Origin of the sequence: Anaerobacterium chartisolvens (assembly GCF_003337415.1) — a bacterium.
Lineage (GTDB): Bacteria > Bacillota > Clostridia > Acetivibrionales > DSM-27016 > Anaerobacterium > Anaerobacterium chartisolvens.
This window is the reverse complement of record NZ_QPJT01000007.1, coordinates 1-26,656: the sequence shown is the minus strand read 5'-3', so window position 1 is coordinate 26,656 and position 26,656 is coordinate 1. Positions and strand designations below refer to the sequence as shown.

20 protein-coding genes are annotated in these 26,656 nt (G+C 42.3%); 11 read left to right on the top strand and 9 right to left on the bottom strand.

Translation table 11 applies throughout. The features are described 5' to 3' along the window. Positions 1-21 precede the first annotated feature (21 nt). A complete protein-coding gene (locus tag DFR58_RS07485) occupies positions 22-849 on the bottom strand; it encodes a metallophosphoesterase (RefSeq protein WP_114297201.1) in 828 nt (275 codons plus the stop codon). Between the two features lie 186 nt (positions 850-1,035). Here DFR58_RS07485 and DFR58_RS07480 point away from each other — a divergent pair, with 186 nt between their 5' ends. From DFR58_RS07480 to DFR58_RS07470, 3 genes are read left to right on the top strand one after another with little or no spacing between them, the layout of a single operon-like run. Continuing rightward, a complete protein-coding gene (locus tag DFR58_RS07480; RefSeq protein ID WP_114297200.1) occupies positions 1,036-1,497 on the top strand; it encodes a DUF2975 domain-containing protein in 462 nt (153 codons plus the stop codon). 11 nt (positions 1,498-1,508) lie between these two features. Then, entirely contained in the window at positions 1,509-1,730 is a 222-nt protein-coding gene (locus DFR58_RS07475; protein WP_114297199.1) for a helix-turn-helix domain-containing protein, read from the top strand. 57 nt (positions 1,731-1,787) lie between these two features. Then, complete coding sequence (locus DFR58_RS07470; RefSeq protein ID WP_170138070.1) at positions 1,788-3,335, top strand: DUF4153 domain-containing protein; 1,548 nt, start codon at positions 1,788-1,790, stop codon at positions 3,333-3,335. Between the two features lie 48 nt (positions 3,336-3,383). On the opposite strand, the gene DFR58_RS07465 is transcribed toward DFR58_RS07470, so the two are convergent. Then, a complete protein-coding gene (locus DFR58_RS07465; protein WP_114297334.1) occupies positions 3,384-5,003 on the bottom strand; it encodes a DEAD/DEAH box helicase in 1,620 nt (539 codons plus the stop codon). A 330-nt stretch (positions 5,004-5,333) separates the two neighbouring features. Here DFR58_RS07465 and proB point away from each other — a divergent pair, with 330 nt between their 5' ends. Beyond that, positions 5,334-6,155, top strand: coding sequence for a glutamate 5-kinase (proB, locus tag DFR58_RS07460; protein WP_479722731.1), 822 nt, complete (start codon positions 5,334-5,336; stop codon positions 6,153-6,155). After that, entirely contained in the window at positions 6,142-7,437 is a 1,296-nt protein-coding gene (locus DFR58_RS07455; protein ID WP_114297197.1) for a glutamate-5-semialdehyde dehydrogenase, read from the top strand. The genes proB and DFR58_RS07455 overlap by 14 nt, the downstream gene beginning before the upstream one ends. A 53-nt stretch (positions 7,438-7,490) precedes the next feature. Here the strand turns inward: DFR58_RS07455 and alr are convergent, their stop codons facing one another. From alr to DFR58_RS07435, 4 genes are all read right to left on the bottom strand, one after another. Further along, a complete protein-coding gene (alr, locus tag DFR58_RS07450; RefSeq protein WP_170138069.1) occupies positions 7,491-8,576 on the bottom strand; it encodes an alanine racemase in 1,086 nt (361 codons plus the stop codon). Next, the gene (locus DFR58_RS07445) at positions 8,557-9,642 is read right to left on the bottom strand and encodes a lipid II:glycine glycyltransferase FemX (protein ID WP_170138068.1); all 1,086 of its coding nucleotides are present in this window, start codon (positions 9,640-9,642) and stop codon (positions 8,557-8,559) included. Before DFR58_RS07445 ends, alr begins: the two co-directional genes overlap by 20 nt. Positions 9,643-9,655: 13 nt before the next feature. Then, positions 9,656-10,966 (bottom strand): gluzincin family metallopeptidase, encoded by a 1,311-nt coding sequence (locus DFR58_RS07440; protein ID WP_114297194.1) that lies wholly within the window; start codon positions 10,964-10,966, stop codon positions 9,656-9,658. A gap of 488 nt (positions 10,967-11,454) precedes the next feature. Continuing rightward, positions 11,455-12,750, bottom strand: a complete 1,296-nt coding sequence (locus DFR58_RS07435) for a radical SAM protein (protein WP_114297193.1) — start codon at positions 12,748-12,750, stop codon at positions 11,455-11,457. Positions 12,751-13,077: 327 nt separating this feature from the next. On the opposite strand from DFR58_RS07435, the gene mrdA reads away from it, so the two are divergent. After that, on the top strand, positions 13,078-15,225 hold the full coding sequence (gene mrdA / locus DFR58_RS07430) for a penicillin-binding protein 2 (protein WP_114297192.1): 2,148 nt from the start codon (positions 13,078-13,080) through the stop codon (positions 15,223-15,225). Between the two features lie 66 nt (positions 15,226-15,291). On the opposite strand, the gene DFR58_RS07425 is transcribed toward mrdA, so the two are convergent. Continuing rightward, positions 15,292-17,871: a transglycosylase domain-containing protein gene (locus tag DFR58_RS07425; RefSeq protein WP_170138067.1), complete on the bottom strand. Its 2,580-nt coding sequence runs from the start codon at positions 17,869-17,871 to the stop codon at positions 15,292-15,294. A gap of 276 nt (positions 17,872-18,147) precedes the next feature. Between DFR58_RS07425 and DFR58_RS07420 the strand changes: the two genes are divergently transcribed. Next, positions 18,148-18,771 carry a hypothetical protein gene (locus DFR58_RS07420; RefSeq protein WP_114297190.1) on the top strand — a complete coding sequence of 208 codons (624 nt, stop codon included), beginning with the start codon at positions 18,148-18,150 and terminating at the stop codon, positions 18,769-18,771. Here DFR58_RS07420 and DFR58_RS07415 read toward each other — a convergent pair. Continuing rightward, positions 18,761-19,237 carry a bactofilin family protein gene (locus DFR58_RS07415; protein ID WP_114297189.1) on the bottom strand — a complete coding sequence of 159 codons (477 nt, stop codon included), beginning with the start codon at positions 19,235-19,237 and terminating at the stop codon, positions 18,761-18,763. The genes DFR58_RS07420 and DFR58_RS07415 overlap by 11 nt on opposite strands. A gap of 21 nt (positions 19,238-19,258) precedes the next feature. Then, positions 19,259-20,188 carry a M23 family metallopeptidase gene (locus tag DFR58_RS07410; protein ID WP_114297188.1) on the bottom strand — a complete coding sequence of 310 codons (930 nt, stop codon included), beginning with the start codon at positions 20,186-20,188 and terminating at the stop codon, positions 19,259-19,261. A 425-nt stretch (positions 20,189-20,613) separates the two neighbouring features. Here DFR58_RS07410 and DFR58_RS07405 point away from each other — a divergent pair, with 425 nt between their 5' ends. The 4 genes from DFR58_RS07405 (at position 20,614) to rlmD (ending at position 26,204) form a co-directional block, all read left to right on the top strand. Continuing rightward, positions 20,614-22,959, top strand: coding sequence for a methyl-accepting chemotaxis protein (locus DFR58_RS07405; protein WP_114297187.1), 2,346 nt, complete (start codon positions 20,614-20,616; stop codon positions 22,957-22,959). A gap of 224 nt (positions 22,960-23,183) precedes the next feature. Then, entirely contained in the window at positions 23,184-23,744 is a 561-nt protein-coding gene (locus DFR58_RS07400) for a sigma-70 family RNA polymerase sigma factor (protein ID WP_114297186.1), read from the top strand. 2 nt (positions 23,745-23,746) lie between these two features. Further along, positions 23,747-24,655, top strand: coding sequence for a DUF4367 domain-containing protein (locus DFR58_RS07395; RefSeq protein ID WP_114297185.1), 909 nt, complete (start codon positions 23,747-23,749; stop codon positions 24,653-24,655). A gap of 214 nt (positions 24,656-24,869) precedes the next feature. Then, positions 24,870-26,204: a 23S rRNA (uracil(1939)-C(5))-methyltransferase RlmD gene (gene rlmD, locus DFR58_RS07390; RefSeq protein ID WP_114297332.1), complete on the top strand. Its 1,335-nt coding sequence runs from the start codon at positions 24,870-24,872 to the stop codon at positions 26,202-26,204. The last annotated feature ends 452 nt before the right edge of the window (positions 26,205-26,656 follow it).

Below are 26,656 nucleotides of genomic sequence, written 5' to 3'. Positions count from 1 at the left end.
TTATGCATGGTATTGCTTGGACTAAGGCAGGTAAAACACAGTAAGCTCAGGGGGAGACAGAAATCTTAAAGGCACGCACACATTTCCCAGCCCCCTGTTTATATAAAGGTTTATTCCGTTTATACTGTGAAGCCCCCTGTTTATGCCCATCCTGCACAGCTTCTCCTTGCGCATCAGGCTGAATTCTATATTAAAGGGCGCCCATATCTGTCCCCCGTGAAAATGTCCGCAAAACAGGTAATCTATCTTACCGCGGGGTATTTCAAATACAATGTCGGGGTTGTGGGAAATACAGAGATTGGCAAATGCTCTGCTGTCCAATTTTCCCATAGCCTTGGCAACATTATGGTTATTGTATCTCAAATCCCCTATGCCTATAAGGTTATAGCTTTTTGAGCTCTTTTCCAGACACACCGCCTTATTGTCCAGCACGGCAATTCCTGCGTCCTCAACCGAGGAGATAAATTTCATAAGTCCGGCCATATCGGGGGACTTGCCGTCAGCTCCATATCCAAAGGCCTTGTAGTCGTGATTTCCCAAACACATATATGCACTGCATTTTAAGTCAAGAGCTTTTATAAAGCGCAAAAAGGCGGGTATTTGTTCCGGCTTGCTTATGTAGTCGCCGGTCATTATCACAGCATCGGGGTTTTCCTTGTCTATTGCAGCCTTTACGGCCTTTACCGAAACCTTAAGCATATCTGTATGTATATCTGAAAGCTGTATTACCTTGAGACAGCCTGTGCTCTTCGTGAGCCAGACATGCCTTACTAAAAGCATACCCGCCTCAAAACGCATATATGCCGCAAGCAATATTATCACTGAAAAAAATATATATAAATATACCATATCTAACCTCAAATATATTCTGACTGCCCTTATAATATACCAGCTTGCCAAACAATTGGCAATATATTTTTTATAAATAAAAATTTATTGAAAAACGATAAAAATATATTGATAAATAAAAAAAATTAGGATATAATTGCTTTTGGAAAGGGCTATGATATATTTTTTGAACGGGAGGAGCTATTGATGGCTATTTTGGGAGAGAAAGGCCTGTCGGGGATTGTAAAGCGCTTGCTGGATCTTGTTTTTATAGGAGGGATAGGCATATATGCCGGTATTCCCATAGTATTAAAATGGTACATGGAGTTCATTTACAGCAGGAGCAGCGAGAGCTACCCATTTTTAATGGTATTTCTTTACGTTACGGGAGTGCCTTGTTTGTGGGCCGTATATGAGGTAAGGAAGATATTTAAAACCTTAAACAGGATGAATCCGTTCATGGCGGACAACGTTAAAAGCTTAAATCACCTTTCGGTTACCTGCTTTATTATAGCTGTCGCGTATGTTGTGAAAATTATATACTACCCCTCCTTTCTTACTGTTATTGTTGCCATGCTGGCAGTAATAGGAGGACTTTTTCTGGTGGTTTTGGCCGAGGTGTTCCATCAGGCTGTCAAGGTAAAGGAAGAAAACGATTTAACGGTGTAGCGGAGGGGAATATGTCTATAATAGTTAATCTGGATGTTATGATGGCAAAAAGAAAGATGAGCCTGTCGGAGCTGGCATCAAGGATAGATATTACCCTTGCCAATCTTTCAATACTTAAAAACGGAAAGGCCAGGGCAATACGGTTTTCAACCTTAGAGGCCATATGCAAGGAGCTGGATTGCCAGCCGGGGGATATTCTGGAGTATTCGGAAAATGGACCGGGCGGGGGATAGCTCTCACGGCGAAGAGAGCCAAAGAAGGTAATTTTATTAAGATAGGGGATGATGCTTGTGAATGAGGATTGTAAGGAGTTAAAGGAAGATAGTGAAAAAGGAAATATCTTAAGCAGGGAAAATCTGATCCTTTTATCTTCATCTGTTATACTGGGGATTGCTTTTGACATACTTTTCTATGGTAAGGCTCTGGGAGTTTCATACCCACTGTTTATTATTGCGTTTTATACGGTATTCCTATTTAATGCAAAAAGTAAGCTGGTTAAGCCGCAAATGAGCTTTGAATGGCTGCTTACACTTCCGGTGCTTGCGTTGGCGCTTACATATTTTATATTCTCCAACGAGATATTTCAAGTGCTTAACTTTTTTGCAGTGCCTCTGCTTGTTATTATTCAGACAACGCTGCTTACAAGCAACAGCAGGTACAAATGGTACTCCTCAGGGTTTATTCTGGATATAATACTGGGTGCTTTTGCAAGGCCTTTAGTAAATATTGCAAAGCCATTTGCCATATTGTCAAAGGCCGCTTCATCGAAATTGCATTCAACCAAATACCGCAATGCGGGGAAGGTACTCATGGGTCTTCTGGTGTCGGTGTCTCTGGCGTTGATAGTGGTTCCTCTTTTAGCCTCTGCGGATCAGGTTTTTAACAGCTTTGTTGAAAACATACCTGATTTTTTCACAGGCATAAACGCAGGAGATTTTATCGCACAGGTGCTGGTTGTGCTTGTAGCCTGCATTTTACTTTTCAGTTATATACTAAGCCTCATAAAGCCTGAGGAATGTGGGCTTAAGCCTTCCGGCGAGCTTGGCGCGAGCAGCCCTGCAAGGCCGCTTGACGCTATAATGGTTATAACGGTGCTGTGCGTAATGAATATAATATACCTTGTTTTTACCGCCATACAATTTTCTTATCTGTTTTCACATTCGTCACTGCCGGAGGGCTTTACATATTCTGAATATGCCCGAAGGGGATTCTTTGAATTGCTTTTGGTTACTGTGATAAATTTGAGCATTGTGCTATGCAATATAAATTTCACAAAAAAATCGGGCGTAAGAATGGGCAATGCCAACAGAATATTAAGCTCGCTGCTGATACTGTGCACTGCTGTTATGCTTCTTTCTGCGCATCTTAGGATGTCGCTCTATGAAGATGCTTATGGCTACACATATCTCAGGATATTTACACATGCATTCATGGTGTTTATATTCGTATTGCTTATAATAGCTTTATTCAAAATATGGCATGAGCGTGTTCCTCTTTTGAAAGCATATATTATTACTGCAATAGCCGCATATGTAATTATAAATTATATTAATGTTGACAGTATTGTTGCTCGGAATAATATCGAAAGATATAAAAAAAGCAGTGTAATAGACACAATGTACCTGACAGGACTGTCATATGATGCCATGCCTTATCTTATGGGACTGGTTTACGACAGCAAGGAGGACATTTCGGAGGAGATGAAAAAATACCTGTCATACCGGGAAAAGGAGCTTTTGGAGAGCAGGGACTGGCAGTCCTTCAACATATCGAGATATAGGGCTGAAAGACTTATTTCAAAATACACCTTAAATTATGATCAAAAAGAGACGGAATAAAAATTCCGTCTCTTTATAGATGTTTTAAAATTTATATATTTTAAAGGCTTATTTCCTGTTTGCCTTTTCAATATTTATCTTCTTGCCTTTAATCTTATAGTTCTTCATAGAGGAAAAAACCTCCGAAGCATATTCTCTTGGCACCTCTACAAAGGTGAATTTGTCAAATATATTGATGGCTCCTATAAGCTTGCCCGGGAGGGTTGTGCTTGAGGCGATGCTTTCGACAATATGGCGGGGCTGGATCTTGCTGCTGCTCCCTATATTTATGAAGAAGCGCACCATTCCGCTTTCTGCGCCGGTATCCCCAAATTCATCATCGTCTGCGTCAAGCTCCTTTTCCTTTGAACCGTTTTGCCTAAGGGTCATTTTCAGGAAGGCGGCGGCAACATCAAGTGTTGTTATATACCTGTCCTGAGTATGGTCAAATCCGTTGTCCTCAAGCATTTTTTCAATATAGCCGACATACTTGGTTAAATTGCCTTCGGTCAAAACCGTCTTTAAATTATCCAGTATTATATGGATTCTGTTTTCCTCCACATCGGTGAGAGAGGGCGGCTTCATAAAGGTAATAGTGGATTTGGTATACCTCTGTATTTCCTTAAGCTTATATAATTCTCTTCCCGATACGAAGGTAAAGGCTTTACCGGTCCGTCCCGCTCTGCCGGTTCTTCCTATCCTGTGAACATAGTATTCCTCATCATTGGGAATGTCGTAGTTAAACACAGCCTCTATATCGTCAACATCTATGCCCCTTGCCGCAACGTCGGTGGCAATAAGAATGTCTATAGTACCCTTTCGGAACTTTGACATTACCTTGTCGCGCTGTGCCTGCCTCATGTCACCATGCAGAGCCTCGGCAGAATATCCTATTGACTGAAGGCTTGATGCAAGCTCGTCAACGCGCTTTTTAGTGTTGCAGAAAACGAGCGAGAGCTTTATGTTCTTTGCGTCTATTATCCTAGATAGAACATCCAGCTTTGCCGATTCCCTGACCTCAAGGTAAAACTGCTCTATGTTTGCAACTGTGAGCTGCTTGTGGACAGCCTTTATAAGTACCGCCTTGTTTTGATATTTTGACGCAAGATCAAGTATCTCCCTCGGCATGGTAGCAGAGAAAAGTATGGTCTGTCTCTCCTCCGGCACCTTGTCCAAAATAGTATCAATGTCTTCTCTGAAGCCCATATTCAGCATTTCGTCGGCCTCGTCAAGTATAATCATTTTAAGGGATGACAGCTTCAAGGTATGCCGCCTCATGTGATCCATAATTCTTCCCGGAGTACCTATTATTATCTGGGGACGTTTTTTTAATGCCGCCAATTGCCTGTCAATTGACTGGCCTCCATATATCGGAAGTATTCTTATACCTCTTTTATATTTGGACACGTTTTTAAGCTCATCGGAAATCTGCATTGCGAGCTCTCTGGTAGGGCATAATACTAATGCTTGGATCGATTCCTCCTGCGGGTTTATCATTTCTATTGCGGGTATTCCAAAAGCACAGGTTTTGCCTGTGCCTGTCTGGGCCTGGCCTATTACGTCGCTTCCTTCCAGTATATGCGGGATAGACTGGGACTGTATAGGCGTAGCTTCCTCAAAACCCATTTCGGCAATTGCTTTCTGAACTTCTCTGGACAGCTCCAGATCTTTAAAAATTAAATTTTCCATTCTTACTTCCTTTACTATATTATTGTTAAAATTATTAACAAGCAGATTTGAATTTATACGAAAAATATACTTAACCAGATTGGGCCTGGAAAGCGGGATTTTAATATACAAATGACTTGATACATTAAAAGGATACATCATCCATACGGCCTTTGGCAAAAAATTCACTTCAAACTGCTCTAACAAATAAATTATAAGCCATTTTAGTAATAATGGCAATAGTGTCAATGGGACGGTTTTTCTGACACACTGGAAAATAAGTCTTAATTGATGTATAATAAAACAAGCAAAAAATACTTTGACTATATGCGAGGAATTAAAATGGACAGTGTGAATTTAAGGGACTATCTCGGCAATGCCGCCAGAATAGTTATAAAGGTGGGTACATCGACCTTAACATATGGTACGGGAAAGGTCAATTTCGGCACCATTGACAAGCTTGCAAGGATAATCTCAGATTTATCGAATCAGGGCAGAGAGGTTATTCTGGTGACATCCGGTGCTATAGGCTTGGGAGTGGATAGGCTGAAACTTCCCGAAAGGCCGTCAACCATACCGGAAAAGCAGGCGGTTGCCGCTGTTGGGCAGTGCGAGCTTATGCACATGTACAGCAAGTTTTTCATGGATTACGGGCATGTGGTAGGACAGATTCTCCTTACAAGGGATGTAGTAGAGAACGAGCATAGAAGAAGGAATGTGGTCAATACTTTTGAAACTCTGCTTAAAAAGGGCATAATTCCAATAGTCAATGAGAATGATTCTGTATCTGTTGAAGAAATACGGTTTGGAGATAACGACACACTGTCTGCCATAGTGGCAAAGCTGATTAATGCCGATTTGCTTATTGTTTTGTCCGACATAGAAGGGTTTTACGACGGAGATCCCAGAAAAAATCCCCATGCAAAAATGATTTCGGTCATAGAGGAAATAACCGAGGAGGTTGAGAAAAGCGCAGGGGGGGCAGGGACGAGAAGAGGGACGGGCGGTATGATAACCAAGCTTTTTGCGGCAAAAATTGCTACCTTCGCAGGTATAGATATGGTGATTGCCAGTGGCAAAAATCCTGATATAATAATGGATATAATTAATGGAAGTGACGTAGGGACTCTTTTTGTCTCAAGGAAGGAGTGTAGAGCTCATGAAAATAAGTGAAATGGCCCAAAAGGTAAAGGAGGCTTCCATAAAGCTTTCTGCAATTGACGGCGATACTAAAAATAAGGCTCTTTTAAGCATTGCCGCATTGCTTGCCGACAAGAAAGAGGAAGTAATACGGGCCAACGAGATTGACCTTGAAAATGCCCGGAAGGAAAGCCTCCCGGCTCCTCTGATGAAAAGGCTGACCTTTAACGAGGCCAAGATAGACGATGTTATCGAAGGAATAAACAGCCTTGCAGAGCTTGAAGAGCCTGTAGGCAAGACGCTGCTTTCAACTGAGCTGGACGACGGCTTGGAGCTGTACAAGGTCACATGCCCTATAGGTGTTATAGGAATAATTTTTGAGTCGAGGCCGGATGCTCTGGTGCAGATATCGACACTATGCTTAAAAAGCGGGAACGGTGTACTTTTAAAGGGAGGCTCGGAGGCAAGGGAAACAAACAGGGCCTTGGCCGAAATAATCATTGAGGCTACCGTGAAGGCTGGGATTCCGGGCGATTGGATAAAGCTGCTTGAGACCAGGGCGGATGTAAATGAAATGCTAAAAATGGACGAATATATAGATCTTCTGATACCCAGAGGCTCTAACGAGTTTGTAAGAAACATAATGGACAATTCAAGAATCCCGGTTATGGGGCATGCCGACGGCATTTGCCACTGCTATGTGGACGAAGCTGCCGACATAGCGTCAGCCGTCAGCATTGTAAACGACTCAAAGACCCAATACGTGGCGGTATGCAATGCGCTTGAAACGCTGCTGGTGCATGAGGGCGTTGCGCCCGTGTTTTTGCCGGAGCTTAAAAGTAAGCTCGACAAGAAAAATGTTGAACTGCTGGGATGTCCCCGCACCTGTGCGATAATACCTGCTGCTCCCGCGGACGAAAAGGATTGGGCAACGGAATATCTCGACTATAAGCTGTCGATAAAGCTGGTGGGAGGTATTGATGAGGCAATAGATCATATAAACAGCTATGGCTCAGGGCATACAGACAGCATAATTACTGCAGACAGGCAAAAGGCCGCATGCTTCATGGCTCTTGTGGATTCGGGAAATGTTTTGTGGAACTGCTCCACAAGGTTCAGCGACGGCTTCCGCTACGGCTTTGGGGCGGAGGTAGGGATAAGCACCGGCAAGCTCCATGCAAGGGGACCTGTAGGGCTTGAGGGGCTTTTGAGCTATAAATACCTTCTCATAGGGAATGGGCATATAGTGGAGGACTACTCAAGCAAGAAAAAAACCTTTAAGCACAGAAGTCTTAATAAAAGGTTCAATATATAAGAGGGAGTGCAATTGCACTTCCTCTTATATATTAATTATATCATTTATATTAATTATAGCATTTCCCTTTTTACCGAGCTTTCCGTGAATATAGGATTTATATCCAGAAGCACTTCGTCGCCTATTTCGGCGTCAATACCAGTCAGATCGATTATTATGTTATACATGCTTATTCTGCCCAGTATGCGGGCACGCTTACCGTTAACCCTTACGTACATACGCTTTTTCCATTGCTTAAGGTCGTTGTAAACGTACCTTAAAATATCACGGAGCCTGAAGGTATCCCTTATTTTCTCGACTCCGAAGCCGTCCTTGTAGCCAACGGGAACTATTCCTATTCTTGTATTCCTTTTGGTTTTGCAGGTATTTGCATAACCTATGTAAGAGTTGGAGGGCAAATCCTTAAACTCGATGATTTGAGATTTTAACACGCCTATCCTTGACAGTCCGTACTTGTTTTCTATGGGTATCCGTCCCAAAAAAGCCGAGCCAACCCTTACGGCATCTAAGTGCATACTTTCGTACTTCAGAAATGCGCACGAGTTGCATATGTGCAGAATTCCCGTATCTATGCCGTTTTGCTTCAGGCCCTCAGCACACTTTATAAACAAATCGAACTGGTTTTGTACCAGCTTTGTTTTTTTTGCAAAGGAGAAGGATAAATGAGAGTATGTACCCGCTATCTTCATGTTGTCAAAGGATTTTAAGAGAGAATAGTAGTTGTCTATCTGTCCGGGAAGAAAACCGAACCTTCCGAAGCCGGTGTCTATTTTGAGATGCACCTCCGCCGTAACACCGAGCTTTTTTGCCGCTTCGTTTATTGTTACAGAAGAATTGACAGATCCTACGGTGGCTATAATATTATTGCTTACGATAAGCTCCGCCTCCTGCGGGAGGCTTGTAGAAGCGAGCAGCAGTATTTTGTTTGTAAAACCGTTTTCCCTTAAAACCATAGCCTCAGAAAGCTCGGAAACCGCAAAAAAGTCTATTCCGTTCTCCGTAAGCAGCCTTGCGAAATCAACAATTCCAAGCCCATAGCCGTTACCCTTTAGAACTGCTATTACAGTTGAGCTTGTCCTTTCCTTTATACACTGTATATTTTCAACAAGCTTATCTCTTTCAATTATTAGTGTTTTCATTATGAACCTCATTTTTATGCTTCAGCATATAAATTTTTGATCTCATACTCCTTAAGAGCTTGAAGCCCTTTTCTACCATAAAATATACAAAAGGCTTGAACACATAATCAATTTCTCCGATCAGCTCTACCAATTCGCCGTTGAAGCCTTTTTTAAACCTGTAAATTCCGTACAGCGGATTGCTTTCGTCCATGTCTCCTGAAACGCCTCTGAAATCGTAAACGTCACACCCGCTTTCGAGCGCCCATTTCATTGCTTCCCACTGAAGAAGATAGCTTGCCATAACCTTTCTGTGCTCGTTGCTGCTTGCACCATAAAGATACCAGCACTTTTTTCCGTACAATATTGTTATGGTACCTGCAATAAGCTGTCCCTCATAGTATGCAAGATAAAGCCTCAAATGCTCCGGCGCCATCCGGTCATACATCTTTTCAAAATATTCCACACTCCGGGTTACAAAATTATCACGTACCCCAGTCTCAAGCATTATCTTGTGGAACTTAGGGATATCGCTCCGGGTGCCGATTTTGACCTCTACGCCCTTTTTCTCCGAAAGCCTTATGTTATATCTCCATTTCTGATGAAAGGATTGTATAAGCTCCTCCTCGGTTTTGCCCTTTATGTCCTTTCTATAGACAAATCTGGGGTTTATGCCCTCGAAGTTTTTTGAAGCGTTCTTAATATGAAAGCCCATATTGCGCACTATGCCGTTAAACTCCTTATCACGTATATCAACGTCGGGCTCAAGCATAAGCACATAGGATTTGTGCTTCTTTGCAAGCTGCTTTGCACAAGCCATCAGAGCCGACAGAGCTTCCTCATCGTGAGGGTCGCAAACGGGCGCACGTGACGACAGCATGACGGTATAGCCCAGCACGGGTATTTTTCTGATAAGGATGTTCATTGCTCCCCTGATGTTTCCGGCTTCATCCTCCGCCATGATTACCTTGCTGGTCCAATCCGATTTGACTTTGGCCCACTCCGACGACTGTGCAAAATTGCACAGGGGATGGGACAGCAGAAATTTTTTGTATTTTTCGTTATCTTCACATATGTAGGTGTTCAAGGTATATTTCCCCCTAGTAATTACTGGCGTAGCTTAAGAAATCTTCGAAATAAAGCATTTTAAACTTTTTATCCTCATAGATTTTATTAAGCAGCTTATAAAAATTATTGCCAAGTTTTTTATGAATATTATAAAAGTATAATGCAGAGTCATTATAAGCCAGACGGTAATACTCCTCACGTGAGGAATAATCGCTCAGAGCCCTGCTCAAAAACTTCCGGCTGCTTATGCCGCTGAACAAAGGCTTTGAGGGATGGCCGCCGTCGGGAAGCTCAGACAGGTAGGTTACCAGTCCTTCATCCAGAAAAGGCTCGTTTATCTGATCAGTTCCTATTATACCATAAAACCACTGATGTAAAACCTCATGATAAGTTAATGTTTTTAAGTAATCCTTATTCCCAAAGCACATGTCCGACAGGAAGATCATGCCTGAAAATTCCATTCCGTTTTGTGTAATGGGTGCCTTTACCACAAAGAAGGATGGGTATGGATATTTTCCTATGTTTTTTTGAGCAAAGTCAATGGCTTTTTTGACATATCCCGCTGTTTCAGAGGAATTTATATAAAAGATATCAATACCTTCGTGAGATATTTTGGATACGGAGGAGGATTCGGCTATAACTATGGGGAAATCCCTCATGTTTGCGGCCTCAAGTATGGTTATTTTATTTGCCCCGAAAATGTGCTCCTCCTTCTGTGCCGGAGCAAACACATCTAAAGACTTATCCGCCTTTATGATTATATAGTAGCTCATGCTGTTATAAATATAAGGGTCTCCCAGTGTGCTTTTATACGGGCGTATAAGCACATCCTTTTTGTATACCCCCGGGGTTATAAGGAAATTTGTAAGGTAATAGCGGTTATTCATATGGGTAAGGGTAGATCTGCCGCTTCCCAAGGTAATGTCATATTCAACAGTTATGCTGGACTCAACTCTACTGCCGCTTATTTCCAAAACCGAGCCCTTTTTTGAAAAGCTTAGATCCCCCGTAGAGGAGGAGACCTTTTTTATACTTGTCTCTGCGGTGTTGTCTGAATTCACATAGGCATAGAGTGTTTTTGAGGCTTTGTCAAAGTTTATTGTTTGAGTTATTGAGACAATATTTTTTGAAAACTGTATATCCGCCACAATGTCGTGGGAGTTATTCACGTTTAATTTTGATTTCTTAAATTTGTCTATGTCTTCCGATGCTTTTATATCGGCATTGCTAATATTAAAGGAGGTGTTTTGAGAGGAAAACAGCATATATAAAAAAACTCCTGCTACGGCAGTAAGCTCAAAAATAATTATAGTCACAACTGCAACAAGGAGCCTTTTCTTCATCTTATAACCCCAAACCACTAGATTAGTTGATTTTCATTATAGCATAAGAAAATCTGTGTTGTCAAAAAGGCAAGGCTGCTTGGGTGCATAAATTATATCTGACACAGCATTTCGGAAAATCGCCATAGGGATTACAATTGAAGCACCTTTTTAACATAACAGCATAATTATCCAAAAAAAAATGGTTAAAAAGAGCCAATATATTATGGCGTTTTATTCCAAATCCAGATTTTTAATAAGCTCCCTATCTATCTTCCCCTCACTTCGAGGGGAAGGAAAAGAAGGTCCATGTAGGTTTTGTAGGATGTCTCCTCATTTCTTTCGCTAGCTGCTTTACATGCGCATGCGTTGTTCTTCTAATTTTCTTCTCCAGCGCCCTTCTTTTTCTTCCCCTCAATGTGAGGGGAAGATAGAAGGGGAGTTAAAATTTGCATTTTCATTCATATTACCACAAAATATATTCGTTGGTAACATTTTCGTCACTTAAATTAAATACACCCGGCTGATTGTTTGTTCCACCTGCTTAATTTGTTATAGTCGGGGGCAAACCTTCCGTCAAAAAAATCACAGTCCATATAATACCTTATGTCACTGAGCCAGGTGCCTGCATATTCCTTGTCACTTAAGAATCTTTTTAATATTGATACGGGGCGGACTGCTAAATCTATAGCCGGACCCAGAAGCTCAGAGGGGTCTCTGAAGCACTCCCAGTCACAGAGCCTGCAATAGGCCTTGCGGTTAATGCTTTTAAGGTCAATGTCCCACAGCTTGCCAAGGTTGTCATTTCCCCTGTAGCCGCAAGGGTATACATCACCGTTGCGGGCATCCATGAAAAAGAAGTCAATCCCGCCGCGGCATGAATAGCTGTAATCGTTCTGCCCGCTGTAATGCCTGATAAGCGAACGCACCGAGCAGCGGGGCATAAAGGTTCTTATTCTCGGTCTATATACCGGGATCATGTTCCACAGCGCCTTGAATATATATTCCTTTTCCTTAGGTAAAAAATTAACTACGGAGTCTGTTGAAGCAGCGCCATACACAGCCTCCATGCCGCAATCGGATGAATTCTCAGCAAGACTCATGGGGTAGCACATATTGACTATTGTAAAGCCAAGCCCTGTAATGAGCTTTAAAAAATTTTCAAAGGTCTGTTTGTAGGTCTCGTAAAAAATCTCTGGATATTGGGGGTGAAGCTTGACGGAGCGGGTATCCTTGCCTCCCATATTGCGGTTTATTCCAAGGTTTGCGGAAGGGTATATGCCATGCCGGTGAAAAATGGGAAGTGCCTTTTCAATGCCCCGTATTACTCCCGGAAGTCCTCTCATTTGCTCATGTACCTCGGGGACACAGGAATCAATACTTATCCAGAAATTTCTGAGCTTTGTTTTAGAAAACGCCTCAGCTATTTTAGCTATTTTCGGCTCAAATTCTTCCGATTCGGGATTCATAAAAAGGAAGCCGTTTGTACCCGTTCTTATAAGATCTATTCCTGCCTCTGCCGCATACCGTATAAGCTCCAGTACATCATCAAAATAAATAAGGGGCTCTCCGCCGGTGAAGGAAACGGATTTGACACCATTTTGCACCGCTGCGTCTATTGACCTTTTTATGCAGTCCTTATTAAGTCTCGATCTCTTAAAATCGGCATGTATATTCATTCCGCACTGAGGACATTTCGCGTTGCAGGCATCGGTGTATTGTATTACCACCTGCCCCGGGGCTCTGCCCGAAAGGAATTTCTTCAGACTATCTAAATTTTTTGAAAATGAGTTTTTATAAGCCATATAATTAAATTCTTTCGTTTATAAAATACGAACTGATTCTATATAGGACGCGATAAAGATTTTACAAACATGGAGGATATAATTGCTTACATCAAGTTATATCCTCCATGTAAAATCTTTATCACTACATATATATATATAAGAATAATGGATAAATATTAAATACAGGTTGGTAAAGCATTAAGTTTATGTTACGTCAAAAACACCCGCCCCCTTCAGACCCCAAATACATTTGACGGGGCTTATTTTGTTTTATATACTGTAAATAAACATCCGGGAGTCCGGCAGCTTTTAAATGTTTATAAATATTTACAGGAGAATGTAAGAATGAAGGAAAAAATTAAGGACAGGTATAATATACTGGGTGCGTGCTTTTTTATACTTGGAGTTATAATTATTTTGAGGCTCGCAAACCTGCAGATTATAAACGGACAGAAATACGACAGTGAATCTCAGAGCAGGCTTTTAAACGAGAGGAAAATTGCCGCTCCAAGAGGGGATATATTGGACAGAAACGGTATTCCCATTGCAACAAACAGGATAGGCTTTACTGTACAGATTGTTTATGCGGGACTTGACAGTAATTCATTGAATGATATGCTTTTAAGGCTTGCAAATTTGTTTGAAAGCTGCAACGACGAATATAACAGGAGCTTTAATAAGTTTATAACCTTCAATCCCATAGGCTTCGGTTCATCCTTGAAAAACCTCAAGGAGCCTGTGGAGAGGATAAAGAGCGAATTCGGGCTTAAGCCTCAAAGTACGGACAGGCTTGACACACCGGAGGAGGCTTTCAGGTATATAAGAGAGAATAAATATAAAATTGATAAAAAATATACCGATGAAGAAGCGTATAAAATAATGACCATGAGGTATGAAATAAGAGGTTTAAATTCTCTTAATCCTATTACACTTGCAAGGGATGTATCTCAGGAAACAATGGCGAAGCTGGAGGAGATGCATCGACTGTTTCCGGGTGTTACAACGGATACCGAGCCTATAAGAGTGTACAGGGACTCTCAGTATGCCGCACATATTTTAGGGTATATAAGAGGGATTAATGACGAAGAGTACAAGCGCCTTAAGGATAAGGGCTACGCAATGAATGAGCTTATAGGGAAATCGGGAGTGGAGCTGGCTGCCGAGGAGTACTTAAGGGGCAAGGACGGGCAGAGGAGGGTAGAGGTCGACACCGAGGGAAGGTTTACGGAGGAGCTGAACTCCAGACCCGCTGTCCCGGGAAATAATGTTATTCTGACAATTGACATGAAGCTCCAAAAGATTGCGGAGGAATCTCTTGAACGTACAATAACCTCAATAAGAAATAAGCAGGGTGGTAAAACAAGCAAAAACAATAAAGGGGATGCCTTTTCCGGGGCCGTGGTTGCACTGGATGTGAATAATGGGGAGGTGCTTGCAATGTCAAGCTATCCTACCTTTGATCCGGCAATTTTCCTTGAAGGTGCAGGGAACAGGGAGGCGCAAAATAAAATAACCGAGTGGAACGAGGATAATGTCAATACTCCTCTTGTAAACAGGGCTATAGCTGCCGCCTATCCTCCCGGATCCACCTTCAAGCCCATTGTTGCAGTAGCGGGCCTGGAGGAAGGGGTAATAACAAAGGGTCAGAAAATAGACGATCCGGGGTTTATAATTGAGGAAGGCGAAAGATTGACCTGTCTTGAATACAGAAATGGAACAAAGCCGCACGGGCATGGCCCCATTGACTTAAAAGAGGCTTTGGCTACCTCGTGCAATATTTATTTTTACAAGCTGGGAATAAGCTTAGGTTCCGACAACATAGACAAATGGAGCAAGAATTTTGGACTTGGCGAATATACGGGAATAGAATTGGGAGGAGAGAGCAAGGGTACCCGCTCAAATCAGGAATATCACTATAAGCAGACCAGGAATCAATGGGGGAAGGTGCTTACCGCTCTTTCCTCAATAGGTCAGCTTTATAATAACTATACTCCTTTGCAGCTTGCAAACTATACCGCCACAATCGCCAACGGCGGGAAAAAACACACCCCTCATGTCATAAAAAAGATAATTGCAAGTGATGGCACGGTTGTTAAAGAGGATAAGCCGGAATATACGCAACTGCCTGTTAAGGCTGAAACAATACAGGCAGTCAAGGACGGCATGGAGGCTGTTGCAAATTCAACGGAGGGTACTGCCGCCAATGTGTTTGAGGATTTTTACAGGAGCTATAATATAAGGGTTGCTGGAAAAACAGGTACTGCTGAAACAAATGAGTCTATTTATCAGGGCAAGTCCAATAACGGAATGTTTATATGCTATGCCCCTGCCGATAATCCTAAAATTGCCGTGGCTGTCGCAGTACAGAGAGGTGTGTTCGGGTATTATGCCGCAGATGTTGCCAGAGACATTATGGCTGAGTATTTTAATCTCAATGACGACAATAATGTAGATGATATTGCAATATTGGATAAAGTAATATTTACAAGATAAATAAAAAGAGGCATGTCACAGTGTAATTACTATGATATGCCTCTTTTTGCTTTGGTTAATTATTTTCTAGTCAATAGGTGCAAGATTATCCTCCGCGTCGTTTGGGGGTATTATAACATCATCAATTTCGGGAATATTCGGAGGCTGTACTGTGCCTGTATGCTGAGAGGCAGGGTCCCCTGCTTCAGCGCCGCCGGGAGGAAGCAGTCCTTCATCATCAGGAAGCTGATCTCCGGTAGTTGGGTCATTGGACACCTCGCCGTGTATTGTGCAGTATTCAACGGGTACTTCATAAATCCAGTCCTTAGGATAAGGGTCGCTAGACTGCACCGGAGTATATGGCTCCTTTCTCTTTATAAACACTTTTGATACTGAGGAAGGACAATATCTATCCGCCAGCAGCGCCCTTCCGTGTATGTCCTTGCTCTCGGGATCGCTGCAAACCTCTGCTGAAACATGGATGTCACAGACGTCGCTGCCCTTTGGCTCCGTTCCCTTAAGGAAATATTCCTGCCTCACCGCATTGCCCCTTGGGTCTTGGGAGCAGAGCTCGGACGGTGTCTTTCCGGAGTATATGCATACGGATTTTTTTATAACGTTTGGGGGTGCCGGCGAAAAGTCGGACTTTTGGAGGTTGCTATGGGCTTTTTGCATTACTGCCTGCCATATGACGGCAGAAGGGTTATTGCCCGAAACCTTTACTGTGGTGGGATAATCATAGCCATACCAAACCGCACCTACATAATAGGGGGTGTAGCCCACAAACCATCTATCCTTGTCATCATTTGTTGTACCTGTTTTTCCGGCAACAGGGAAGGACTCCTTTTTGGAATTGGAGATCTTTACATAGGATGCGGTACCTCCGGGAAGGCATACGTCCTTCATCATGTCGGTCATGATGAAGGCGGTTCCTTCATCATATACAACATTGCTCTTTTGCTTTATTTCTTTATCCTTCAGCTTGTTTAAAAGCTCGTTTCCACTGCTGTCAAACACCTTGGTATAGGTGATGGGCTGGTAATACATACCGCTGTTTACAAAAGGAGAATATGCCGCTGCCATATCAAGGGGATTTACACCGCCCTTCAGTCCTCCTAATGACACCGACAGATATTTGTCCTCGCCCTTCATGCTTATTCCTGATTTCTCCAGATACTTGAACGAGATATCGGGGCCCATGCTCATCCATGTTTTAGCAGCCACCACGTTTATGGATCTTGCAATGGCGGTTCTTATGCTTACCAGTCCTCTATACACCCTTTCAGACTTGCCGCTGTAGCTCTCAGGGAAATTTTCGGGGTACCTTCCCTTTTCTACACCCATCATATATACCGGCACGTCGTCAACTGCAGTGGCAGCCGTGATAAGGTGCTGATCTATGGCAGGCCCGTAGTCTGCCAGGGGCTTAAAGCTGGAACCCGCCTGTCTCTTGATTTGAGTAGCGCGGTTTAATACCCGGTCGGCTGTTTTTTCTCCACGTCCTCCGTATACAGCTACCAGCTTACCCGTTTTTGGATCGACTATTGCCATGCCTGCCTGTGGAAGCTCACCCTTGCTGTTTTTAGCTCCCGGGAAATATTTTTCTTCATTATTGAAAACCTCATCCATAGCCGTCTGGACAGAGGTGTCCTGAGTTGTGTATATCTTAAGACCGTAATTATAAACCATTGTATAGGCTATTTCTTCGGTATAGCCATACTTGGCCATGAGATCGCTTGCCACATCCTTCACTACCTGATCTACAAAATATGTCTGTCTGCTGGTAGTCTGATCGGCAACTTCAGGACGCTTCTGAAAGTCAAGGGGCGCGTCTATTGCTTCATCGTATTCTGCCTGGCTTATGAAGCCGTTCTCCAGCATTTTTTGGAGTACCAGCTTTTGACGTGACTTATTATTTAGTTTTCCATTTTCAGTAAAGGGATTATATTTTCCAGGAAGATTTGTAATACCAGCGAGGCTTGCACACTGAGCAAGGGACAATTCGCCTATACTCTTTCCAAAGTATGCTCTGGATGCCGATTCTACGCCGTAATAGTTTTCTCCCATATATGCAAGATTCATATACAGCTCAAGTATCTGCCACTTTTCAAGCTTTTGCTCAAGCTGTATGGCGCGCCATTGCTCCTGTATTTTCCTTTGAGGGCTTCTGTCGGTTTCTCCTGTTATATTTTTGACCACCTGCTGTGTTATTGTACTTCCTCCGTATGCCGAGTTTCCTCTTGTGGTTATGTAGCTTATTACAGCTCCCAGAGTTCTTTTTATGTCTATTCCGTTGTGGCTTTCAAAGCGTTCATCCTCTATTGCTATAAAGGCGTTCCTTAAATTTTTGGGGATTTTATCATAGCTCGCAAGAATCCTGTTTTTATTTTCAGAACCGTTCAGCTCGGCTATTTTCTTCTCTTCACTATCATAAACACTTGAATTCTGAATCTGTATCTTAAGCTTTGATTCATCCAGAGGAGGTGTCGACTTTATAAAGCCTACAAGTGCTCCTCCCGCTATTCCCACAGCCGCACATGAAACAGCTATAAAAATGATTAAAAATATTTTTATTACTCTTAATAAAAACCTTACGGCAGGCTTGCGCTGCTTCTGCTTCTTTTTCTTCGACGTGCCGGAAGGGCCGGCTTTAGCTTTAGGGTCCATATATGCCTCCTTCAATGTATCCCTTTGTGTCATGTAACGGAGTTTATCCGGCAGACACACTATTTCAAAATTAATAAAACCATAATTTCGGTTATATTATATCATAAAAACCTTTTAATGCATAATTGACGCATAATTAATAAAGTATTACAATGCTTGTAACATATTTTTCCCTGTTTTACGGAATTTCTATCATGAGAGGAAATGACACCTTGAGAATTTGTTAAGCACACAAAAGCTCTTTATTCCATAATATGAAGGTGAAGGGGTTTTATTATGCTTAATAATAGTATGTCTTACCGCAGAATGCTATATTTTAAGAAAAGGAACTGCAAAAGCTTTCATACATATTTAAGAATATTATGCATAGCTATTATATTTCTTTCAGCATTAATTTATGCAGAAAATAGAATAGGTTTATACCTTAAAGACTTCTATGCGCCGAAGGTTGAAAAAATAGCCGTACAGCAAGCAAGGACGGCAGTAGAAGGCATTACCGACGTAAATAATACAAAAATGCTTCAGGAGCTTTGTCATAAAGTAGAAAAAGGTATCAATGCCGGGATGGGTTCAGAAAATAATGGCTATATAAAAATACCTGCTGCCGGTCTTTTAGGAACGGGGTTTTATAAGGATAGCCAAAAAGGGCTTATAATTAAGGTAGCGATTTATACAGACACTCATGCTTCAATCGAGCCGGGGTTGAAAACACAGCGGCTCAGTACCGTAAGGCATACAATGAGTATTTATGTAAAACATAAAGTAACCTTTAAAATTCTTTTCAGAGAAAAAACCGAGGAGTTTGTAACAGTCATACCTATTACACAATGGGGTGTTGCAACAAAAGGAGCCACAGCCCTAAAAGAGGATTGGACAATAGTCCAACCGCTCAATCGGTAGTTAATTCATTTTTTCTGTCCTCATATACCTGCTCAAGCACCGAGCTCTTTTTATAATCCTTTGCCGTCAGGGATTTTTTAGACGGATTTTCCGGCAGGAAAACCTGATTCTCCTCCGTAGTATCAACCATGCTGCACTTACCCTCAAAAACTCCCCCTTCATCCGCTATGAAGCTATGTACCTGAATATCTCCGTACAGCTTTGCGGTTGAAAGGAGTTTTAATGAACCGGATGCAGTTATGTTTCCTTCCAGAGCACCTGAGAGATAAACATTGGTTGCATAAATATTTCCTGTTATCATTCCGCTGCAGCCTAAAAATACGTCACCGTCCACCCTTACATCTCCTATGACCTTTCCGTCAATTCTAACTGTTCCCTGAGATTGAATATTGCCTTCAAATATGGAACTTACACCTATTAAGGTATCAATATTGCCGTGTGAAGAGCTGCTTTTGTGTCCGAACATTAAAATTCCTCCTTAAATAATTTATCTTTCATCTAAATAATCAATGGGATTTACGGGCGTGCCGCCAAGAGTGACTTTAAAGTGCAGGTGAGTGCCTGTGCTCCTTCCGCTGTTCCCCATTCTTGCTATTACATCTCCCTTTTTTACCCTCTGGCCCTTCTTTACCAACAGCTTGGATGTGTGACCGTAAAAGGTTTCTATGCCATTGCCGTGATCAATTATGGCCGTATATCCATATATATTTATTTTTTCTGCCAGTATCACCTCTCCTGCCGCTGAGGCAAGTATCGCATTTCCGTATGGAGCAGCGATATCAATTCCGTCATGGAAGCTCTGCCTCCGTGTAAAAGGGTCTGACCGATTTCCAAAGCCCGAGGTGATTTTGCCTTCTGCAGGCCACAGCGTGGGGATGGTGTATATGTATTCGTTAAGCTTGTTTTCAGTTTCGGTTATTTCCCTAAAAAGGCGTGAATTTCCGGCATTTATGTTGTTTAGGTCCTCTATCAGGGACTTTAATTCGCCCAAGCCTCCCGATACCGAGCGAAGGCTTGCATTGCCGGATCTGTTTGTTTTTATTTCACCCGGGCGGTTTTGTATATAATCGTCGGCCATTTCCTTATATTTGTTTGTAAAATCCTCTATTTTGGAGTTTATATAGTCTTCCTTATCGGTTAAGGATTGTATTTGCTCCGATTGCCGCTTCAAAAGCTTTTGCTGATCCGCGTTCATGCTGTGCAATTTCCGCATGTCTTTTTTTAACTGAGCATTCTCATTCAGCGCTTTTATGGAGGATGCCGACGCAAGGGATAAAAACAATAAAACAAACAAACCCATTATTAAAGCCTTAGAATAGGGGCCGCTGATTTTTAATGTTTTTATACTGTCTGAGCAATGAGGAATAACCACAACCGATATGTATTTTTTCTCACTCTTGCTTTTGCCTTTTTCCATTATTACCCGCCTATAGCTTTACGTGACCTATAAGAGCAATTAAGGCTTTTATAGGGTATTCGTTAAGGGAGAGGATTATTAACCGATATCCATCCCTTCCAGTATTATACCCTATAGTAAATAGATATTCTACAAAACATAAAAAAATCCTTTTTAAGCATATTTAATAAATTATATTTAAATTATTTACAATATAGAATAAGCTTACCAAATAATTTATTCTGTTGTTTTTGGCAGATAGGACATTTGGCGTATTTTTGCCGGCAGGGCTTATTTAAAGAAGGATTTTGCAATAAAATATAGAATTATTTAACTGTGAATTAAAAGTGGAATATTAATGCAGTTTCAGGTGTTGCAATACAGGCAGAAACAGGTACAGCCTATTTATACCAGCAAATATTGAAGCCTATAAGCGAGGTAAAAGAATGATAAAGGTAAAGAAAAGGATTTTTATGGCGTTTACCGCCGTAATAGCTATTTCGGTTATTTCCATGGTAACTTCCATGTTGGGATATACTGTTATTTCAGGAGCGGTAAACAGCATCGATCAAAATAAGGCACGGGAGGATATTATCCGTTCTGTAAAGGATTCAATTTTAAGAGAGCAGCAGCTTATTTCACAAAGCATTATCAATTATGATATTTCTTCTGCAGACGAGATGGAGCGGTTGAACGCTTCTGTTGCAGATAAGCTGGACGAGCTCAAACGTCAGGCACCTCAGCTTAAGGAGAAGGATAACAGGGATATAGGGCTTATCTTTAAGCTGAGTGCTGAATATTATTCCCTATACAAAGGCATTTCCGATTCTGTGAAGCAGCAGTCAAGCCCCCGGCTAAGCTCCATTCTTGGAGAGGCCTCCGAAAATGCCAGAAATACGTTGAACCTCCAGCAGCAACTTAAAGACTCTGTAAATTACAAATTGAACAAGCGGATAGAAAATGCCGTATCTGACGTTGAAAAGTCGATTAAGGCATTGACGCCGGGCAGTGCCGAGGCGGGAGAGGTTATGAGCCTTGCGGCAAGTCTAAAGGAGAAGGCCGTTATCATTGCACAGCATCCGGCACAAGCCGGTTCCGAGGATATGACCGCCGGAAATACCGGCACGGATGAGGATATTAAGTCCGGCCTTGATTTGATAGAGCAGAAGGTTTCTTCCTTAAAAAAGGGATCAGAGGAAGCCAGGCTTTCTATGGAGGGTATTGATATTTCATCTATAAGGAATGAAATGGACATTTACTCCGATATAAACAGGCTTATTTATTGGACTCAAAGGAAGTACTACTGCATGTGCGAGGGAGTGGCATTGCCAGAAAAGGGGTTTGACGGCTATAAGGAGGCAGCCGCCAAGGCGGATCAGTATGCCGGCATATTGTCAACTGTGCCTGGGGGGAAGGAAAAAAGCATTTTAGAAAGCGTTATCGCTGCATCTGAGAGCATGGATAAGAGCATGGGTTCCATTGAGAAGGAGATAAAAAGGCTGGATTATGAGCGGATAACGGAGCAATACAACCAGTCGGAGGACATACTTGCGCGCTACAAGGAGGGCATAGCGAGGCTGGAGAAATCATTTGCGGAATACCTTGCGGACGATGTTGAAAAGTCAAGAGATATAAAAACTAAAATTATTGCGGCTCTTGCGGCTGTTACCTTTCTTTCGCTTTGTGCCGGAATGGCATTTGCTTTTATGCTGTCAAAAAGCATAATAAACCCCATAAGGAGCATGACGAGTCTTTTGGACAGAGCGGAAAAAGGAGATTTGACAGTAAGGGCGCAGGTAACAGGCAGCGATGAAATAGGGCAGCTTGGGCAAAAGGTAAATAGTGTGCTGGACGGACAACAGAAAATAATAGGCCAGGTGATTACTACAAACAGGGAGATAGGAACTCTTAAGGACAGGATGAGGGAGATCTTTGACACCGGCAGGGACAATGCGGCTAAAATTTCAGAGGGATTGAAAAATGTTTTAACAGGCTCTGAGGCTCGCAGTGCTGCTTCCTCGGAAGGCCTAACCGGACACCGTGCCGAGGCGCTGCGGAGTGAGGGTGTATCACAGGCGGTTACAAGGATAATGGATGACGGAAGGAAGGCTATTGAGGCGGCTTTCACGGGAGAGAAGGAGGTGTTGGAGGCTCAGGCTGTAATAAAGGGAGCTACTGATACCGTAAGTGAAGCGGCGGTTACAATAGGTGCGCTTGAGGAATCTTCAGAGAAGATAGGCAGTATTACAAATACTATAACAGAGATTGCGGCCAGAACAAATCTTTTGGCTCTTAATGCCGCCATTGAAGCGGCCAGGGCGGGACAGCAGGGAAAGGGCTTTACGGTACTTGCCGAGGAAATAAGAAAGCTTTCGGACGGGAGCAACAGGGCGGCGGGAGAGATTAAGGCCCAGATAGGAGAAATACAGAACAGGATACTGAGTGCAGTCAAGGGTGTCAATCAGGGAGCACAGGGTGTTGGAGAGGGTGCTGCAAGGATTGATAAAGTAAAGGGAAGCATTTCGGAGATAATTGACTCCATAAGGGTAGTAGTCGAGTCTGTAAAAAACACTGCCGAGCAATCGGAAAGGCAGAGGCAGTCGGCGCAGCAGCTTGCAGAAATTGTTGATGGTGTGGCAAGGTCTGCGGGAGAGACTGCTGCTACAGGCAGGAATATAAGTGAAAGCCTTGAGCATCACACAAGGCTGATGTCAGAAATGGAGGCGTTATCGGGTCAGCTCGACGAGGTATCGAAAAAACTGAACGGCACCCTCGGGCAGTTTAAGATGTGATGGGGTGAAGTGTATCATGGGTGACGATGCCGTAAGTTTGGCATTAATTCTATACAGGCACAGAGTCGGCAGGGCTATGGATAACTCCAGAGGCCCTGTTTTTGTATGAAAATTATATTTAATTTATACTGCTTTTGTAATGAAATAATAAAACTTACCGTATTAACATATGAAATTACTTAGCTAAGTGAAATCAGGTTCAAGGAAGGAGGGGTTATAAAATCATGCAGCAGCATGTGTTGAGTAATCCTTTGTTTGGAAAAGAAATTGAGCAAAAGGTAAGTGAGGAGGAGCAATTTTCCTGTATTTTTGAAGCCTGCTACAAGAGGGTCTACAATTACATATATTATCGTGTCTATTGCCAGTATACGGCGGAGGATCTTACGAGTCAGGCCTTTGAAAAAGCTATGCTTAAAATAGCAACTTATGAAAAAAGCAAATCGCCCTTTGAGGTATGGCTATTTGCAATAGCCAGGAATGTGGTCAATGATCATTTCAGGGGACAGAAAAAGCAAAGGCTTTTTTCTCTTGAGTCTATTCGGGAGCTGGTTTCAAGCAAGAAGGACCCTGAGGGTATGGTGATAAAAGGAGAAACCAATGACATGCTTTCAAGGGCTTTAAATACCCTCAGCGCAAGGGAAAGAAATATCATAGCCCTTAGATTCGGAGGAAATCTTAAGAACAGGGAGATTGCGGATATTTTGCATATGACCGAAAGCAATGTGGGAGTGACCCTGTATAGAACTATGAGGAAGCTCAAAAATGAAATGAAAGGTGAGATATAGCTATGGGAAAATTCCGTACTGAAGAAAGTGTTTTATATGGAACGGAAGTCGATACAGGTGCTGTATCGGAATATGGAAGAGACAGAGAGCTTTTAGAGCTGAGCGGCATTTTAGCTGGAAAGGATTTCAGTAAGTGCAGCAATAAGCAAGGCATATACAGAAAGGTTCAGGAAAATATAAATGGAAGCAGAGGAGAGCGTGTTATGAAAAATTCAAATAGAATCAGGCGTGTTGCCACTGTGGCGGTATCATTTACGCTGGTATTTGCCGTTAGTATTTCTTTAATGCAGACGACGTTTGCACAAAATGTACTTGAAGGAATAAAAAAATCTATTTCTCTAGGGCATATAACCGTTATACAGTTTGATGCTGATAAAATAGGTCCTGACGCTATTCCGGAGGAGCTTAAGGATGACAACGGAAAGCTGCTACAAGAGTATGAGGATTCAATGTATATGATAGTTAGTGAAGATGGGACTGATGTTTCAGCCGGTCAAACGGAAAAAATGCGGAAGGAATCTATTTTGGAAATAAAAAATGCTGACGAACTAAATGAATATACCTGCTTTAAGGTAATACTCCCCGGTTATTTGCCGGAAGGCTATAAGTTCTATAAGGCAGAGCTTTATAAAGATGAGAATGGTGCTGTGAGCGGAAAATATGTCAGCTTGTATTTTACGAATGAGGCAACGGGAAAGAGGATTTTTATGCAGCAGCGTTTTGCTGATGAAGAGACGGCCTATGAAAATGGCACGGGTGGGGAATTTGAACAGGTGGAAATTAATGGTGTGGCTGCTGTAATATCTAATGACAGGACTATTGAATGGGAGTCAGGAGATGTGCTTTATATGATGACCTGGACAGAAGATGACAAAGGCGAGCTGATTAAAATTGCCGAATCCATAAAGTAAATGCGGGAAATAACTGGACTTTAGGAATAACATATACTAAAATATGGAATAATGGTTGATAATGGCATACTGATTCAAATATTTAAGTCCCTTTAGGGGGACTATTTTTTTTGGTATAATAAGAATGCTTAAATAAAATTTATATTGCTGTATAGTACCGGGAAAGGGCGGTTTTGAACAGGTGTCGCAGATTAAAAAGAATGAAAATTATGTTATGGAGATTACGGGAATGTCTCATGAGGGGCAGGGAGTGGGCAGGATAGATAATTTTACTGTATTTGTGGACAGGGCCCTTCAGGGAGAGGTTGCAGAGGTAAAAATAATTAAGGTTAATAAAAGTTATGGGATAGGCAAGCTAATTAATATACAGACGGCATCACCGGAACGCATAGAGCCGTTTTGCGTCCACTCTGCAAGGTGTGGCGGCTGCAGCTTGCAGCATATGAGTTATGAAGCCCAGCTTAAATTTAAAACAAATGTTGTAAAAGAGAGTCTTAAAAGGCTGGGTAGGCTTGAGGATATAATGGTACGTGACACAATAGGTATGCAAGACAATGGTACGGGGTACAGGAATAAAGCCCAATATCCTGTGGGAATGGCAGGAGACGGCGTTTCCATGGGTTTTTATGCCTCCAGGTCCCATGATATCATTGACGGTAATTTATGTGGTATTCAGCATCCCTACAGTGACAGAGTAAGAGAGTGTGTAAGAAAATTTATGGTTGACAGCGGTGTTCGCGGATACGATGAGGGTACCGGCAATGGGCTGATAAGGCATATAGTGACTCGGATAGGATACAGGACAGATGAGGTGATGGCAGTTATAGTTATTAACGGCGAGCGCCTGCCTGCCCGTGATAAGCTGATACAGATGCTGATCTCGGAAATGCCGCAGGTGAAGAGCATATATTTAAATATAAATACTGCGAATACAAATATCATCTTTGGAAACAGGAGTATGAAGATTTACGGCAAGGATACCATAACAGATTATATAGGCAAGTTCAGGTTTGAGATATCCCCACTATCGTTCTTTCAGGTAAATCCTGTGCAGACAGAGGTGTTATACAGTAAGGCGCTGGAGTATTCGGGACTTACGGGAAGTGAGACGGTATTTGACTTATACTGCGGAATAGGAACGATATCGCTGTTTTTGTCACAGAGGGCTAAAAGGGTCTATGGTGTAGAAGTGGTGGAAGCGGCCATAGTGGATGCCAGATTAAACGCCAAAATAAATGAAGTGGACAATGTGGAGTTTATAGCAGGAGAGGCGGAGAAGGTGATCCCTCACATGTACCGTGAAGGCATCAGAGCTGATGTTGTGGTGATAGATCCGCCCAGAAAGGGCTGTGATGAGGTGCTGCTGAAGACCTTGGTGGATATGGAGCCTAAAAGGATTGTGTATGTGTCATGTAATCCGGCCACACTGGCGAGGGATGTGAGGTATTTGGCGGATAATGGGTATAGGGCTGAAGAGGTGCAACCGGTGGATATGTTCCCGTGGACGGGGCATGTGGAGTGCGTGGTAAGAATACAAAGGATAAATTAGTTGAAATCCTAGTATTTAAGCAGTCTGCGAGGTTTTGTAGTTTTAATGCAGATGGTGATGATTTCAGGAATAAAGAGCAAATAAATGAGGTTGAAGTATGTATTGCGGTAAGGATATGGTAGAAGTAAACATGTCAACCGGCAGAGGGTAATACGAATATATAGATTTAAAAGACGTCTGATGAACGAAAAATCAGGCGTCTTTTAACGATGTTAAGTGTATTATTCAAGTAAATCAACAATTACTCTTTCTTCTCCGGATTTCAATTGAGAAGGATATTTGGTGTTGAGGTTTTTTTGAGCATCGGAGGCTGAATATCAATCCGTGTAAATGACAATAATCTCCATATAAAACAAACGGAGGTTATGAAAATGAGACAGTCAAAAAACATTCTCACAGAAAAGGAAATGGAACTTGTAAGCCTGCTGATGCAGGACTGCCAAAGCACGGGT